This is a genomic window from Enterobacter sp. C3_dUdeg (assembly GCF_057536195.1).
Genome location: NZ_BAAKFX010000003.1, coordinates 235682 through 250396 on the forward strand (window position 1 = coordinate 235682; position 14715 = coordinate 250396).

General features: G+C 54.4%; 16 protein-coding genes. 12 read left to right on the plus strand and 4 right to left on the minus strand.

Annotated features, from left to right (window positions below; all coding sequences use genetic code 11):
- Positions 1–80: 80 nt before the first annotated feature.
- On the plus strand, positions 81–869 hold the full coding sequence (fhuF, locus tag AC27FC_RS11120) for a siderophore-iron reductase FhuF (RefSeq protein WP_033144570.1): 789 nt from the start codon (positions 81–83) through the stop codon (positions 867–869).
- A gap of 95 nt (positions 870–964) precedes the next feature.
- Here fhuF and AC27FC_RS11125 read toward each other — a convergent pair whose 3' ends face one another.
- Positions 965–2311 (minus strand): PTS sugar transporter subunit IIC, encoded by a 1347-nt coding sequence (locus AC27FC_RS11125; protein WP_023310306.1) that lies wholly within the window; start codon positions 2309–2311, stop codon positions 965–967.
- Positions 2312–2639: 328 nt separating this feature from the next.
- Here AC27FC_RS11125 and AC27FC_RS11130 point away from each other — a divergent pair, with 328 nt between their 5' ends.
- Complete coding sequence (locus AC27FC_RS11130; RefSeq protein WP_008502085.1) at positions 2640–3098, plus strand: YbaK/EbsC family protein; 459 nt, start codon at positions 2640–2642, stop codon at positions 3096–3098.
- A gap of 38 nt (positions 3099–3136) precedes the next feature.
- On the opposite strand, the gene bglJ is transcribed toward AC27FC_RS11130, so the two are convergent.
- Both bglJ and AC27FC_RS11140 read right to left on the minus strand, forming a co-directional pair.
- Entirely contained in the window at positions 3137–3772 is a 636-nt protein-coding gene (bglJ, locus tag AC27FC_RS11135) for a DNA-binding transcriptional activator BglJ (protein ID WP_033144569.1), read from the minus strand.
- A complete protein-coding gene (locus AC27FC_RS11140) occupies positions 3769–4506 on the minus strand; it encodes a helix-turn-helix transcriptional regulator (protein WP_196354859.1) in 738 nt (245 codons plus the stop codon). The genes bglJ and AC27FC_RS11140 overlap by 4 nt, the downstream gene beginning before the upstream one ends.
- 409 nt (positions 4507–4915) lie before the next feature.
- Between AC27FC_RS11140 and AC27FC_RS11145 the strand changes: the two genes are divergently transcribed.
- The 10 genes from AC27FC_RS11145 (at position 4916) to AC27FC_RS11190 (ending at position 12942) form a co-directional block, all read left to right on the plus strand.
- Entirely contained in the window at positions 4916–5692 is a 777-nt protein-coding gene (locus AC27FC_RS11145) for a threonine/serine exporter family protein (RefSeq protein ID WP_023310303.1), read from the plus strand.
- Complete coding sequence (locus AC27FC_RS11150) at positions 5683–6156, plus strand: threonine/serine exporter (RefSeq protein ID WP_023310302.1); 474 nt, start codon at positions 5683–5685, stop codon at positions 6154–6156. Before AC27FC_RS11145 ends, AC27FC_RS11150 begins: the two co-directional genes overlap by 10 nt.
- A 67-nt stretch (positions 6157–6223) precedes the next feature.
- Positions 6224–6865 (plus strand): TetR/AcrR family transcriptional regulator, encoded by a 642-nt coding sequence (locus AC27FC_RS11155; RefSeq protein WP_023310301.1) that lies wholly within the window; start codon positions 6224–6226, stop codon positions 6863–6865.
- A gap of 41 nt (positions 6866–6906) precedes the next feature.
- Positions 6907–7359, plus strand: a complete 453-nt coding sequence (locus tag AC27FC_RS11160) for a MarR family winged helix-turn-helix transcriptional regulator (protein WP_064673267.1) — start codon at positions 6907–6909, stop codon at positions 7357–7359.
- 83 nt (positions 7360–7442) lie between these two features.
- Positions 7443–7871 (plus strand): organic hydroperoxide resistance protein, encoded by a 429-nt coding sequence (locus AC27FC_RS11165; RefSeq protein ID WP_023310299.1) that lies wholly within the window; start codon positions 7443–7445, stop codon positions 7869–7871.
- A gap of 148 nt (positions 7872–8019) precedes the next feature.
- Positions 8020–8565, plus strand: a complete 546-nt coding sequence (gene dnaT, locus AC27FC_RS11170; RefSeq protein ID WP_033144566.1) for a primosomal protein DnaT — start codon at positions 8020–8022, stop codon at positions 8563–8565.
- Positions 8562–9299: a replicative helicase loader DnaC gene (gene dnaC / locus AC27FC_RS11175; RefSeq protein WP_023334409.1), complete on the plus strand. Its 738-nt coding sequence runs from the start codon at positions 8562–8564 to the stop codon at positions 9297–9299. Before dnaT ends, dnaC begins: the two co-directional genes overlap by 4 nt.
- Positions 9300–9382: 83 nt before the next feature.
- The gene (locus AC27FC_RS11180) at positions 9383–9865 is read left to right on the plus strand and encodes a YjjA family protein (RefSeq protein ID WP_232960158.1); all 483 of its coding nucleotides are present in this window, start codon (positions 9383–9385) and stop codon (positions 9863–9865) included.
- Between the two features lie 270 nt (positions 9866–10135).
- Positions 10136–12427, plus strand: coding sequence for a phosphatidylglycerol--membrane-oligosaccharide glycerophosphotransferase (gene opgB, locus AC27FC_RS11185; RefSeq protein WP_232960138.1), 2292 nt, complete (start codon positions 10136–10138; stop codon positions 12425–12427).
- The gene (locus tag AC27FC_RS11190) at positions 12427–12942 is read left to right on the plus strand and encodes a GNAT family N-acetyltransferase (protein WP_094935504.1); all 516 of its coding nucleotides are present in this window, start codon (positions 12427–12429) and stop codon (positions 12940–12942) included. Before opgB ends, AC27FC_RS11190 begins: the two co-directional genes overlap by 1 nt.
- Positions 12943–13032: 90 nt before the next feature.
- On the opposite strand, the gene tsr is transcribed toward AC27FC_RS11190, so the two are convergent.
- The gene (tsr, locus tag AC27FC_RS11195; RefSeq protein WP_033146482.1) at positions 13033–14697 is read right to left on the minus strand and encodes a methyl-accepting chemotaxis protein; all 1665 of its coding nucleotides are present in this window, start codon (positions 14695–14697) and stop codon (positions 13033–13035) included.
- Between the last annotated feature and the right edge of the window lie 18 nt (positions 14698–14715).

Sequence of the window (14715 nt, forward strand, 5' to 3'; positions counted from 1 at the left end):
CTTAAAGACAAAAGTCTTGCCATTGATATGAGCAATAGTTAGGATTGGCAATCATTATCATTTAGATTTCTATCTATACTATGGCTACGCATACCGCACACATCGTCGAACCCCTCCTCTGGCGAGCGCCCCTCACCAGCGGGAATGCTTCGCTTGCGGATGCCATACGGGATAAGATTGCGGAGACGCGCGCCCACCTGCTGGACTTTATCCGCCTTGATGAAGCGCACCCGAACCATGCCATGACGCTCTCAGAGTGGCGTCAACCGACAAAACTGCAGTCGCTGTTGGCCACCTATTCCGACCATATCTATCGCAATCAGCCCACTCTTACGCGGGAAAATAAGCCACTGCTCTCTCTTTGGGCGCAGTGGTATATCGGGTTGATGGTGCCTCCCCTCATGCTGGCGCTGTTAACCCAGAAGAGCATGCTGGAACTCTCGCCGGATAATTTCCACGTCGAGTTTCACGAAACCGGGCGCGCAGCCTGTTTCTGGATTGATCTGCACGAAGACCAGAACGCGGAACGCCTGACGGCTCAGGAACGCATGGAGCAGCTTATCACCCAGGCCCTGATCCCGGTCGTGGACGCGCTTGAAGCGACGGGAGAAATTAACGCGAAGCTTATCTGGAGCAATACGGGCTATTTAATCCACTGGTATTTAACGGAAATGAAGCCTCTGCTTGGTGATGAGAACGTTGATGCCCTGCGTCAGTCCTGTTTCTTTGCAAAACAGCTTTCCGATGGCCGTGACAACCCGTTATTCCGTACCGTCGTGCTCCGTGATGGGCTTCTGGTTCGCCGCACCTGCTGCCAGCGCTATCGCCTGCCGGACGTTAAGCAGTGCGGGGATTGCACGCTGAAATAATCGGCCACGGCCTGATGCCCTCATCCTGCCCCTCTCCCTGAGGGAGAGGGAACAAACACTAAAAACGGCAACCTGAGTTGCCGTTTTGCTTTAACCTAAGCCACCTGCTGATTGTCCTCTTCCGCGTTACGCTGTGCTTCTTCCGCTTCCTGCTCCAGCAGCTGTTTCTCGTACACTTTGAAGAACGGGAAGTAGATGATTGCCGATACGCAGGCCAGAACCACAACCAGAATAGCCGCGCGGAAATCCCAGCCCAGAGCCCACGCTGCGCCTATTGGCGCCGGTGCCGTCCAGGGAACCACTGAGATGACGCGGCCAATCAGGTCAAACGTCATCGCCGCCCAGGCCAGCACGGCATTTACCATCGGTGCCAGCAGGAACGGAATAAAGAACACCGGGTTCATCACAATTGGCGTACCGAAAATGACGGGTTCGTTGATGTTAAAGAAGCTGGGTACCACGCTCAAACGCCCGATAGAGCGTAAATGCGCTGAACGGCTACGCAGATAGCAAATCACCAGCCCCATCGTGGCGCCCGACCCGCCAATCACGATAAAGAACGTCCAGAACGCCTCCATAAAAATATGCGGCAGAGGCTGACTGGCGGCCAGCGCGGTCTGGTTCGCACCCAGGTTAGTCAGCCAGAACATCTGCAGCATCCCGGAGACGATGGCGGCGCCGTGGATCCCGGCGAACCACAGCAGATGACCAATCAACACGGCCAGCAGGATCGCAGGCAGGGAATCCGCTGCGGAAACCAGAGGTTTAAAGACCGACATAATGGCCTGCGGGATCAGCATGCCGAACTGAGACTGAATGAGCAGGCTCAGAGGATAAAGCGTCAACACCACTACCAGCACCGGGATGAGCAGATCAAAAGAGTTTTTGATCATCGGAGGAACCTGGTCCGGCAGGCGAATACCGATGTTATGGGCCTTGAGGAAACGCATCATCTCAACGCAGTAGATCGCCACCAGAATCGCGGTAAAAATGCCCGTCCCACCCAGGCTATCGACAGGCAGCGTGCCTTTGGTTTTCGGTGCCGCGACCAGCAAAAACGCCATCAACGACAGCATGGCGCACATAAACGGGTCTAACTGGTGTGATTTGACATAATGTTTGCCAAGGTTATAGGCGATGGCCGCACAGATATAAATGGACATAATGCCCATCGTCATATCAAACGGCGTCAGGATTTGGCCTTCAAACTGCTTCGCCATATCCAGCCAGGCTCGGGCGAAACCCCAGGTGGTATCCGGCGAAAACGGCGGGTATGCGAACACTAACAGAAACGAACCCACAATCATAAATGGCATCGCAGAGATAAACCCATCACGGATAGCCATGACATGACGCTGGGAAGAGATCCGCCCGGCAATCGGGCTCACGTAATTTTCAACAAAACGGAATATCAGGTTAAACGCAGCATGGTTGGCAGACATGGCAGATCTCCTGTCAGACGTTTGTTACGGGCACATTTGCGCCGCACGTTGTTCCATAAATCACCTTCACAACCTTGCTGGCTTGTGGACCAGTGGTACTGCTCAGACGGAATGGTTTCATAATTTGCTCTTATTATTGGATACAGGGGACGTTACGTACTCAGTATTAATCGACGCATCACGCTCTGCAACCGGTTACTGTAACCGGTTTCCGTGATTGTGAAGAGGATCCAGAAATCAGCCGTTCGGGATATTTGTTACTGAAGAGATATTTACAGAGCATAAATTCTTATGACAGATTACGCAGGATATTTGTCAGGAGGAAACAATGAGTTTGCAGTCTGTACAGCAGTTTTTTGCCGACAACGCGCCGGATATAGACGTCATTGAACTTAGTCAGAGTACCGCTACCGTTGCGTTGGCTGCTGCCGCCCATCGTGTTGAACCGGGGCAAATCGCCAAGACCTTGTCATTAAAGGTGAAAAATGAGGTGATACTGGTGGTGGCGAAAGGCGATGCGCGCCTGGATAACAAAAAGCTGAAAGATACGTTTGGTGCAAAAGCGCGCATGCTCAGCAGTGATGAAGTGGTGACCATCACAGGTCACCCCGTTGGCGGCGTGTGCCCGTTCGGCCTTGAAAACCCGCTCGCGGTTTACTGCGATATCTCATTAAAGCAGTACGCCGAAGTTCTGCCCGCAGCAGGCGCAATTCACAGTGCCGTGCGTATTTCACCTGACAGAATGGCAGAGCTGACTTCCGCAAAATGGGTTGATGTTTGCATCTGATTGATGCGCCAGAGCCTGTCTGGCGCGCAACAGACAGGTTATAAAAAAGTCGGCTTGCTGAGTATCGAACTTCGCGGTTCTCTTGCCGAAAGGTGGGTAATAATATCCGCCGCATCGAGCAGCCCTACGTCAGAGTTCACCCCCAGCTTGACCATCGCATTAAACTTATGCGCCCGGATGGTCTTAATATTGCGTTCAAGCTGTGCCGCGATTTGAGGAATGGAATAGCCGCAAGACATATAACGCAATATTGCCCGTTCCGTTGGGCTTAACATTCTGCTTTGACTCTGGTACCAGTGATTCATCATATTGTCATTGATGCGCAGGGTTTCGCTCAGCAACACCATGAGTTCCTTCTGCAGGAGCTCAAGCTTCAGCGATTTACTGACCACACCGTGAAGGCGTGACGGGGAAAGATGGCTAATCAATCTTGCTTCCATCTCATCAGCGACCAGGATAATGCGCTGGATGTGGCCATGCGTAAAGGCAAAATCCCGCAGGTGCGCCAGGCAGCTACGACGGTCGTCTCGTGCATCGGAATATGAATAGATCAGCGAGAAAAAATTGACGTGCTGAAGTGCTTTCTGAAAGCTGTCAAATTCACTAAACAGATGCAGTTGATAATGATTCAGGCCGGGCATCGCAAAAAGATGCTGCAGCCCAACAGCACTCATCGTGCAATTTTCGACGATGGCGATATGTCTTGTTGAATCGGTTTTTTCCATTCCTCGAACTCTCCATAGGCTGACATCAAACTCAGCTCTCGCATTCCCTGTGTACTGTTTATCCAGGCGTACATATCGGCATTACTGCGTAATGACAGCCGTCGCATCGCACTGTTTTTCTGTGCACTGACGGTTTTATTGCTCTTCTTGAGCAATGTGGCGATTTGGTTAATCCCCCATCCTTTACCTAACAGTCGCAAAACTTTGCGTTCGGAGTGCGTAAGGGCAATAACGTTTTCGTCTTCGTCCTCCGTACTTTGAGGTTCAGGGGCTAACAACGTCTGGCTTACCCGCTCTGCGCGTTCACTACCTGCCCGAATAGCGTTAACCAGGCCTTCAAGGGGTTCCATATCAGAAAGCAACGTACTTTCCGGGCGCACAAGTAGCTCAACGGCAATAGGGTTAAGCGGCCGCGAAACTAAAAAGATCCAGTGAATGTTCCGGTATTGATTCAATAAATTGAAATACTCTTCGAGCGCGCCCCGAGGATTCCAGTATTCGCCTGTAATATCGGCAATGATGACGTCAGCGCGGCGTAGCTGAAGCAGTGTTAACTCCTGCAATGAGCTGCAATAGGTCAATTCAAAATCGGGGAAATGGCGAGTCATTACGCTCCCCAACCCGTTTTGCATGACCGGTATCCGGCTAATGATAACGCTATGCTTACCGTGCAAAGACAACATAGACCCTCCGTGTCCATTCTTCATGTGATGAGTAACGTTAAAATGCATCAACGTATGAGTATTTTCGTCCCTGAGTGTAAAGCAGGTTAATACAAGCAGAAGATGAGATGTTTTCTTAGTTTAAGAAATACCTAAACAGCAGTAATATCTCACAAAGCGAAATTAAATTTAATTGCAGTGTCATTAAAATAACTACAATATAAAATTAGAATAACTAAATATATATAACTTATCTTTCAATAATTATAATTCACCAGAATGATGAATTAATCCCAACCCCTTCCGCACTTAGGCGCTGCAACTGTTTGCATAAACCTTGATCTGGCCCACAGCAAGAGACACTGCACTTTGTGCTAAAAGTAATCGCTATGGGCCAACCGGCAACTTTCCACCTTCTTCAGGACAATACATGCAGGCAGATCGGTCAACGCAGCGTGCTATCACGCGGCTATGTATTCAGTGCGGTCTTTTTCTGCTCCAGCACGGCGCGGAAAGCGCGCTGGTTGAGGAGCTTTCCACCCGGCTGGGACTGGCGCTGGGTATGGATAGCGTTGAAAGCGCTATTTCATCTAACGCCATCGTGCTGACCACGATCAAAGACGGCCAGTGCCTGACCTCCACCCGTAAAAACCATGACCGCGGCATTAACATGCACGTCGTGACCGAAGTGCAGCACATCGTCATCCTTGCTGAACATAAGCTTCTCGATCTTCGGGAGATTGAAAAACGGTTCAGCCAAATTAAGCCATTGCGTTATCCGCGCTGGCTTGTCGTGGTGATGGTAGGGCTGTCTTGCGCCTGCTTTTGTAAGCTCAATAAAGGCGGCTGGGACGGCGCGATCGTCACCTTTTTCGCCAGCAGTATCGCCATGTATGTTCGCCAGCTGCTGACGCACCGGCAGCTGCATCCGCAAATTAACTTCTGCATTACCGCGTTTGTCGCCACCACGGTTTCTGGCCTGCTGCTGCGCCTGCCGCAGTTTGCCACTACCCCGACGATTGCCATGGCCGCCAGCGTGCTTCTGCTTGTTCCGGGCTTTCCGTTGATCAACGCCGTTGCCGACATGTTTAAAGGACACATCAATACCGGTCTGGCACGCTGGGCTATTGCCAGCCTGCTGACGCTGGCGACCTGCATCGGCGTTGTGATGGCCATGACACTCTGGGGGTTACGCGGATGGGCGTGATAGATTTTCTGCTGGCGCTGGCACAGGACATGCTTCTGGCCGCCATTCCTGCCGTCGGCTTTGCGATGGTGTTTAACGTTCCGCAACGCGCTCTGCGGTGGTGTGCGCTGCTGGGCGCGATTGGTCATGGCTCGCGAATGGTGATGATGACCGCAGGATTTAACATCGAATGGTCGACATTTATGGCCTCCATGCTGGTTGGCAGTATCGGCATTCAGTGGTCGCGCTGGTATCTGGCGCATCCCAAGGTGTTCACCGTCGCCGCCGTGATCCCAATGTTCCCCGGCATATCTGCCTATACGGCGATGATTTCCGCGGTGAAAATCAGCCATTTTGGCTACACCGAGCCTCAGATGATCCTCCTCCTGAGCAACTTTCTTAAGGCGTCGTCCATCGTCGGCGCGCTTTCCATCGGGCTGTCGATCCCCGGGCTGTGGCTGTACCGCAAACGCCCACGCGTTTGATATTTGTGTTATTTCGCTGCCATGGAGATAATCTTTCTGGTCCGTTTGGTGAAAATAAGGAAAGGATGTGGCTAACCCTGGCAGCGAACACCCCGAGCACAGCGAAGAATCCAGCCTGAAAGAGAAAATTTTTCAGAGCGCCATCGCGCTTTTTGCCGAGTATGGATTGAACGGTGCCCGCATGGAGCAGATCGCGGAGAAAGCGGGTACCACCAAACGCATGGTGGTTTATCATTTTAAGAATAAAGAGAATCTCTATCTGCTGGTTCTGGAACATGTTTACACCCAGATTCGCGCCAGTGAAAAAGCGCTAAGCTTGGCGGGAATGCCCCCCGTCGAAGCGCTGGTCAACCTGGTTGAAGCCACCTTTGACTATCATGCCGACCACCCGGACTACATCCGGATTATCTGCATGGAAAACATGCAGCGCGGCCGCTTTATGCAGCAGTCGAGCTATCTTCGCCAGGTTAACCGTAGCGCGCTCGACCTGCTGGAAGGCATCCTGCACCGGGGCAAAGAAAAGCAGCTCTTCAGCCAGACGGTTGACGCCCGCGATCTTCACCGCCTGATAAGCAGCTTCAGCTTTCATTACGTTGCCAACAGCTACACCTTCACGCTCCTGTTTGAAGATGGGGCGGACGAACAGGCTCAGCGCCAGCACTACCGTAAAATGGCCGTTCAGGTGGCGCTCCGCTACACCTGCCCATAAAATTGCTTGCAATTAAATCGCACACTACCTATATTCATCTCATGAACGCGAAAACGAACGACGCAACCGCTGCGCTCAAGCTGGATAACCAGCTCTGCTTTGCTCTCTATTCGGCAAATCTGGCGCTTAATAAGTTGTACCGGCAACTGCTGGCACCGCTGAACCTGACTTACCCGCAATATCTGGTGATGCTGGTACTGTGGGAGCAGGATGACGTCACGGTGTCGGACATCGGTGAACGCCTGTTTCTGGACTCTGCAACCCTGACGCCGCTGTTAAAACGGCTGGAAAACGGTGGGTTAATCAACCGTCACCGTTCGCGCAAAGACGAACGTCAGGTCGCCGTCACCCTGAGTGAAGCGGGACGTGAACTTCAGCAGCAGGCATTGGGTATTCCCCATGCGGTGGGTTGCGCAGCGCAGTGTGATACCGACACTTTGCTGGCGCTTAAACAGCAGCTCGAACTTTTGCGACAACAGCTACACCGCGCGTAAAGCTATACTTTACGCGTGATTATCACCCATATATATCGCACGCTATTTAATAGCACACATCAAAGCAAGATGAGGAACCTGCCATGTCTTTAGAAAAAGTAGTGTATACCGCCAAAGCAAAAGCAACCGGTGGCCGTGACGGCCGCGCGACCTCTTCCGATGGCGTACTGGACGTAAAACTGGGCGTGCCAAAAGAGATGGGCGGCATGGGCGGAGAAGTGACGAACCCTGAGCAGCTGTTTGCTGCGGGCTACTCTGCCTGCTTCCTGGGCGCGATGAAGTTCGTGGCCGCACGCGACAAATTTACCCTGCCAAAAGATGCCTTTATTGAAGGCGAAGTGGGTATTGGCCCGCTGCCAACCGGTTTTGGTATCGAAGCAAAACTGAACATCCACGTTGAGGGTATGGATCCCGCGGAAGCCAAAAAGCTGGTCGATGCGGCGCACATTGTTTGCCCGTACTCTAACGCGACCCGCGGCAACATCGACGTGACCCTGAATATTATCGCGTGATAAATGCCTGATGGCGCTGCGCTTTTCAGGTCTACGACCGTAGCCCCGGTAAGCGCAGCGCCACCGGGGAAATCCCCTCCTTCCCTTTCCTCTCTCTGTGCTACCATAAGCCCATATCACGCCCGTAGTAATCAGTAGAGTAAGCGTTATGTCCTCCAGAATTCTGACCACCAGCATTGCTGGCATTGATGCCTTTATGCGCGACCCACGCGGTGTGTTGACCCATGCCGAAGGCGGCACGGTTGCGGTTTTTGCCGACAACGCGCCGGCGTTCTACGCAATCACGCCGGAACGCCTGGCACAGCTTCTGGAGATTGAAGCGCAACTGTCACGCCCGGCGAGCGATATCACGCTGGACAACCAGTTCTTTGATGAGCCGGTCAACGCCCCCGTGACCGTTCCGATGGGAAAATTTGCCCTGTACGCGGGCTGGCAGCCGGATGCGGATTTTCAGCGGCAGGCCGCGCTGTGGGGCATTGCGCTAACCCAGCCGGCCACCGCGGAAGAGCTCGCCGCGTTTACCGCCTGGTGGCAGGCGGAAGGTAAAGTCTTCACCCATATTCAATGGCAGCAAAAGCTCGCGCGTCATCTTCAAATTACCCGCGCCGGCAACAACGGCCAGCCCAAACGCGATATCAACGCGTTTTCCGAACCGGATAAACAGATCCCCAGCGGATTCCGAGGTGCGAAATGAAGAACGTCGGCGACCTGATGAAACGTCTGCAAAAAATGATGCCTGCCAACGTGAAGCCCGCGTTCACCACGGGTGAAGAGCTGCTGGCGTGGCAAAAAGAGCAAGGTGAGATCCGCGCCGCCGCGCTCGCCAGGGAAAACCGGGCGATGAAAATGCAGCGCACCTTTAACCGCTCCGGTATCCGTCCCCTGCACCAGAACTGCTCGTTCGATAACTATAAAGTCGAAACCAACGGACAAATGAACGCCCTTGCCGCCGCCCGTCAGTACGTGGATGAATTCGACGGCAATATCGCCAGCTTCATCTTTAGCGGCAAGCCGGGTACCGGAAAAAACCACCTTGCAGCCGCCATCTGCAACGAGCTGCTTCTGCGGGGTAAATCGGTTCTTATCATCACCGTGGCCGATATCATGTCCGCGATGAAAGACACCTTCAGCAACCGCGAAACCAGCGAAGAGCAATTGCTCAACGATCTGAGCAATGTCGATTTACTGGTCATCGACGAGATTGGCGTTCAGACAGAATCCCGCTATGAAAAAGTGATCATCAACCAGATTGTCGACCGCCGCTCCTCGTCCAAACGCCCCACCGGCATGCTGACGAACCACAATATCGACGAGATGACCCGCTTACTGGGTGAACGCGTCATGGACCGCATGAAGCTGGGTAACAGTCTTTATGTCATCTTCGACTGGGAAAGTTACCGCAGCCGCGTTACCGGCAAAGAGTATTAAGACAGTTCCAGGAATCGCTGCCAGGGCACAGGTATATACTGGAACCCCTTCGGCCCAAAACGGACCTTTTTGAGAGAGCCATGATGAAAAAACAGATTTTAATCAGCACCTTTTTAGGCGCGCTGCTGGTGACCGGCGCAGCGCAAGCGGCGTCCTGGCAGGAGTCCCTGTCAAGCGCGGCAAATGAGCTGACCAAAGAGAGCGGCAGCTCTCAGGGTGGACTCTCCGCCTCTTCCCTCACCAGCCTGCTGGGCAACAGCTCTCAGAGCCTTAGCGCGGGCACGATGAACAACGCGGCGGGGATTCTGGAATATTGCGCGAAGCAAAAGCTGGCCTCCGTGACCGACGCGCAAAACGTGAAAAACCAGGTGCTGGGTAAACTGGGTCTGGATACCCAGGAGCAAAAAGCGGACACCAACTATATGGACGGCATTCAGGGCCTGCTTAACGCGCAAAACGGGCAGCAGCTTAACCTGAGCACCCTCGGCAACTCTTCTCTGGCAAAACAGGTGAAAACCAAAGCCTGCGATCTGGTGCTGAAACAAGGCGTTAATTTCATCTCCTGATCTACCCCATTTTCTGCCACAACACGCCGCGTTTAATGCGATAGTCTTGCAACGCGGCGCTAAACGAACGTTTTTCCCACCTGCCACCGTCTCAGCGTCCGTTTGTCAGGATGCGACCTTCTTCATAAAAACGATTTTCTAAACCAAATCCTAACAACAGCACACTTTCGTGACACTAAAATTGCAGCTTAACGACATCGCAATTACATTGTATGACCCAAAAAATAAACAGTTAGCCAGCGAAGCACCTGGCGTCATGAGGATATGCTGTTGTCAGAATTCATGTCTCTTATCCTTTTTCTGGCTTCTGTCGGCGTTTACGCCTGGAAAGCCGGCCGTCACACCTGGTGGTTTATCGCCACGCTGGTGGTACTCGGCATTTTTATTATTTTAAACATTACCTTATACGCCAGCGACTACTTTACCGGTGACGGTATTAACGATGCGGTGCTCTACACGCTAACGAACAGCCTGACGGGCGCGGGCGTGGGCAAATACATTCTTCCGGGGCTCGGCCTTATCGTCGCGCTGGTGACGATTTTTGGCGCGCTGGCCTGGGTGCTGCGTCGACGTCGCCATCTTCCGCACCATCATGGCTACAGCCTGCTGGCGTTATTCCTGGCGCTGGCCTCCGTCGACGCCAGCCCGGCGTTCCATCAGATCACCGAGCTGGTGAAATCCCAGTCGCGCGACGGCGATCCGGATTTCGCGGCTTACTACAAAGAACCGTCCAAAACGATCGCCAGCCCGAAGCTCAACCTGGTCTACATCTACGGCGAAAGCCTGGAACGCACGTACTTTGATAACGATGCCTTCCCGAACCTGACGCCAGACCTGGGCGCGCTGAAAAACGAAGGGCTCGACTTCAGCCACACCATGCAGCTGCCGGGTACGGACTATACGATTGCCGGAATGGTTGCCTCCCAGTGCGGTATCCCGCTGTTCGCGCCTTTTGAAGGTAACGCCTCAGCCTCGATGTCGACGTTCTTCCCCCAGAATATTTGCCTCGGCGATATCCTGAAAAACTCCGGCTACGAAAACTATTTCGTGCAGGGGGCAAACCTGCGCTTTGCCGGAAAAGACGTGTTCCTGAAATCCCACGGTTTTGACCACCTGTATGGCTCAGAAGAGTTAAAAACGACGGTTGCCGATCCGAGCTACCGTAACGACTGGGGCTTCTATGACGATACGGTACTCGACGAAACCTGGAAGAAATTCGAGGAGCTTTCCCGCGCGGGCAAGCGTTTCTCCCTCTTTGCGCTGACGGTGGACACCCACCATCCGGACGGGTTCGTCTCGCGCAGCTGCAAACGCAAAAGCTATGACGTGGATGGCAAAAACAACACGTCTTTCAGCGCCGTGACCTGCAGCCAGGAGCACATTGCCGCGCTGGTCGAGAAAATCAAAGCCTCGCCCTGGTTTAAAAACACGGTCATCGTCGTTTCGTCTGACCATCTGGCGATGAAAAACAGCGCATGGGATCGGCTCAACAAGCAGGATCGCAGCAACCTGTTCTTCGTCCTGCGCGGCGACCAGCCGCAGCAGGAGGTCATCGCCACCAAACGCAACTCCATGGATAACGGCGCAACCGTGCTGGACATTCTGGGCGGCGACAACTTTATTGGCCTGGGCCGCAGCACACTGTCGGGGCAATCCCTGTCGGAAGTGTTCCTCAACATGAAGGATAAAATCCTCGCCTGGAAGCCAGACATTATCCGCCTGTGGAACTTCCCGAAAGAGATGAAGGACTTCACCGTCGATCGGGATAAAAACACGATTGCCTTCTCGGGCAGCAGCTTCCGTCTGCCGCTGCTGGTGCGCGTGTCGGCGGGGCGCGTCGAGCCGCTGCCGGAAAGCGAATATTCCGCGCCGCTGCGCTATCAGCTGGCCGATTTTGCCCCACGCGATAATTTCGTCTGGGTCGACAGATGCTACAAGATGGGCCAGCTCTGGTCGCAGCCGATGGCGCTTTCTACCGACTGGTGCGTCTCTCAGGGTCAGCTCGGCGGAGAGCAAACCGTACAGCACGTGGATAAAGCCCAGTGGAAAGGCAAAACCGCGTTCAACGATACGGTGATTGATACCGCGCGCTATCAGCGTAACGTCGACATGCTGAAAATCAGCGATAACGACATTCGCTACAAAGCGGACAGCTTTATCTTTAACGTGGCCGGCGCGCCCGAGGAAGTGAAGCAGTTTAGCGGCATCTCGCGTCCGGAGTCCTGGGGGCGCTGGTCCAACGCGCAGCTGGGCAATGAGGTGAAAATTGAGTACGCCCATCCCCTGCCGGAACAATTCGACCTGGTGATCACCGCCAGAGCGTATGGCCCCAACGCTAACAAGCCCGTACCGGTTCGCGTGGGCAGCCAGGAGCAGATGCTGACGCTCGGGAACGACGTGAGCACGCACACGCTGCATTTTGAGAACCCATCCCGCAGCAATACCCTGGTGATCGTGCCGCCGGATCCGCAGTCCACCAATGAAGGGAATATTCTCGGCCATTCACCGCGCGAGCTCGGCATTGGCATGGTCGAAATTAAAATTGTGAGTCGCGCAGGCTAATGGTCGACCTTAACCTCACCGTCCGCCCCACGCGTCCCGGCGACGTTGCCTCCCTGCCCGCCATTGAACGCGCGGCGGGCGAGCGCTTTCGTGAAGACCCGGATCTCGCCTGGCTTGCCGACGGTGAGGTCATTTCCGCTGAGCAGCACCTTGAGTATGTTGAACGTGGGCTAAGCTGGCTGGCGCTGGCGAACGACCAGCCCGTCGGGTTTATCCTTGCCGGGGCCCATCCTTCATCACTGTTTATTGTCGAACTCTCGGTTGATCTGGACTGGCAGGGAAAAGGGATCGGCAGGCAGCTCATCGCCTGCGTGGCAGGCCATGCCCGCACGCTGGGGCTGGCGTCGCTGACGTTGACGACGTTCAGGGACGTACCGTGGAACGCGCCGTTCTATGCAAAGCTGGGGTTTGAATACGTAGCTGAACTGACGCCTGAACTGAGTGAAAAACGTGAAGAAGAAGCAGCGCACGGCTTAGCGTATAACTCCCGCTGTGCCATGCGTCTGCCGCTTTGATATCGCCCGGTGGCGCTTCGCTTACCGGGCCTGCAACAACCTTCCTTAGGCCGGGTAAGGCGTAGCCGCCACCCGGCACAACGCACCGGGTTAGAACGTTTCCCAGTTATCGCCTGAATCGGCCGTCGCGGTTTTACGCGCCATCACCGGCGTGGAAACCGCTTTAGCCGCAGCGAATTCGCGCGCTTTCATCTGCTCCTGCTGAATGCGGAACACCGCCACGGCCTGAGTCAGACGGCTCGCCTGCTCTTCCAGTGCGGCCGCCGCTGCGGCAGATTCCTCTACCAGCGAGGCGTTCTGCTGGGTCACGCGATCCATCTCAGCGACCGCCAGACCCACCTGGTCGATACCGCGGCTCTGCTCGTCAGACGCAGAGGCGATTTCACCCATGATGTCCGTTACGCGGGTCACCGCGTTCACGATCTCACCCATGGTTTCACCGGCGCTTTCTACCAGCGTTGAGCCCACTTCCACGCGGCCCACGGAGTCTTCAATCAGGCTCTTGATTTCGCGAGCCGCCTGGGCGCTGCGCTGGGCCAGGTTACGCACTTCACCTGCCACCACCGCAAAACCACGGCCCTGCTCGCCCGCACGCGCCGCTTCTACCGCCGCGTTCAGTGCCAGAATGTTGGTCTGGAAGGCAATGCCGTCGATCACGCTGATAATGTCGGCAATTTTCTGCGAACTGCCTGCGATATCGCGCATGGTCTGGACCACGTTATCCACCACTTTGCCGCCTTTCTGCGCGGTTTCAGAAGCGCTCAGCGCAAGGTGGCTCGCCTGACGGGCGTTTTCGGCGTTCTGCTTAACGGTTGCCGTCAGCTGCTCCATGCTGGCAGCGGTCTCTTCCAGGGAAGCGGCCTGCTGTTCAGTACGGGAAGAGAGGTCGTTATTGCCCATCGCAATTTCGCTCGCGCCGCTGTAGATCGCGTTCGCGCCGTTACGCACGTCGCCGACGGTACGCACCAGCTCACTCTGCATATGGCGCAGCGAGTCGGCCAGTTCACCCATCTCGTTGGTGCCCTGAACCTCAATGCGCTTCACCAGGTCGCCGCTGGCGATATGGCGAATGTTGTCGATCAGACGATTCAGCGGAGAGATCAGCGTCTGCTTGATGTTGAGCCAGACGGCCACGATCACCACCAGCACGGCAATCAGGACGCTGATCAACACCCAGATAGCCTGGCTGTAGGAGCTGTTGCTGTCTTCGACCGCCGTCTGATACAGCTTGTCGTTCTGCTGCAGGTAGCTCACATACTGCTTCTCAAAACCGTCCTGATAGCTCTGGGTCGGCTGGTCGAAGAAGGCGTTGATTTTGCCGGCACCCAGCAGCTGAATCAGCTCCGCCAGCGCACCGTGGTAAATATCATAGTTACGCTTGATCTCCATGGCATCCGCATCGCTTTGACGCGGATCGCGCGGCAGGGCTTCGTAGGCAGCCCAGTTTTTTTCCGCCTGTTTCAGAGACGTAGACGCGATTTGCATCAAATCGTTAACGGTCGCGCCGCTGCCGATATTGCTCTGATCCATCATGTAGCGGATACCCGCACGGTTCAGGGTATTACGGGTTTGCAGCAACGCTACCCAGCTGGCGTTCAGCGTGGATTGTTGCTGGCGAATGGTTTGCAGGACGGTGAAATTCTCTTTGTCATTCTTAAGGGCATTAAAGAAAAGACCACCGGACGTGAGTTGTAAAAGGCCAAATATCGCTAAAACCAGCATTAAGCTGGTGACAATCTTGATACGGTTTAACATGTTTTCTCTTTCCTCAGA

Bases quoted from the DNA above. Each gene is read 5' to 3' on its own strand.
- fhuF (WP_033144570.1), top strand. From the start codon at position 81: ATGGCTACGCATACCGCACACATCGTCGAACCCCTCCTCTGGCGAGCG.
- AC27FC_RS11125 (WP_023310306.1), bottom strand. From the start codon at position 2,311: ATGTCTGCCAACCATGCTGCGTTTAACCTGATATTCCGTTTTGTTGAA.
- AC27FC_RS11130 (WP_008502085.1), top strand. From the start codon at position 2,640: ATGAGTTTGCAGTCTGTACAGCAGTTTTTTGCCGACAACGCGCCGGAT.
- bglJ (WP_033144569.1), bottom strand. From the start codon at position 3,772: ATGAGTGCTGTTGGGCTGCAGCATCTTTTTGCGATGCCCGGCCTGAAT.
- AC27FC_RS11140 (WP_196354859.1), bottom strand. From the start codon at position 4,506: ATGTTGTCTTTGCACGGTAAGCATAGCGTTATCATTAGCCGGATACCG.
- AC27FC_RS11145 (WP_023310303.1), top strand. From the start codon at position 4,916: ATGCAGGCAGATCGGTCAACGCAGCGTGCTATCACGCGGCTATGTATT.
- AC27FC_RS11150 (WP_023310302.1), top strand. From the start codon at position 5,683: ATGGGCGTGATAGATTTTCTGCTGGCGCTGGCACAGGACATGCTTCTG.
- AC27FC_RS11160 (WP_064673267.1), top strand. From the start codon at position 6,907: ATGAACGCGAAAACGAACGACGCAACCGCTGCGCTCAAGCTGGATAAC.
- AC27FC_RS11165 (WP_023310299.1), top strand. From the start codon at position 7,443: ATGTCTTTAGAAAAAGTAGTGTATACCGCCAAAGCAAAAGCAACCGGT.
- dnaT (WP_033144566.1), top strand. From the start codon at position 8,020: ATGTCCTCCAGAATTCTGACCACCAGCATTGCTGGCATTGATGCCTTT.
- dnaC (WP_023334409.1), top strand. From the start codon at position 8,562: ATGAAGAACGTCGGCGACCTGATGAAACGTCTGCAAAAAATGATGCCT.
- AC27FC_RS11180 (WP_232960158.1), top strand. From the start codon at position 9,383: ATGAAAAAACAGATTTTAATCAGCACCTTTTTAGGCGCGCTGCTGGTG.
- AC27FC_RS11190 (WP_094935504.1), top strand. From the start codon at position 12,427: ATGGTCGACCTTAACCTCACCGTCCGCCCCACGCGTCCCGGCGACGTT.
- tsr (WP_033146482.1), bottom strand. From the start codon at position 14,697: ATGTTAAACCGTATCAAGATTGTCACCAGCTTAATGCTGGTTTTAGCG.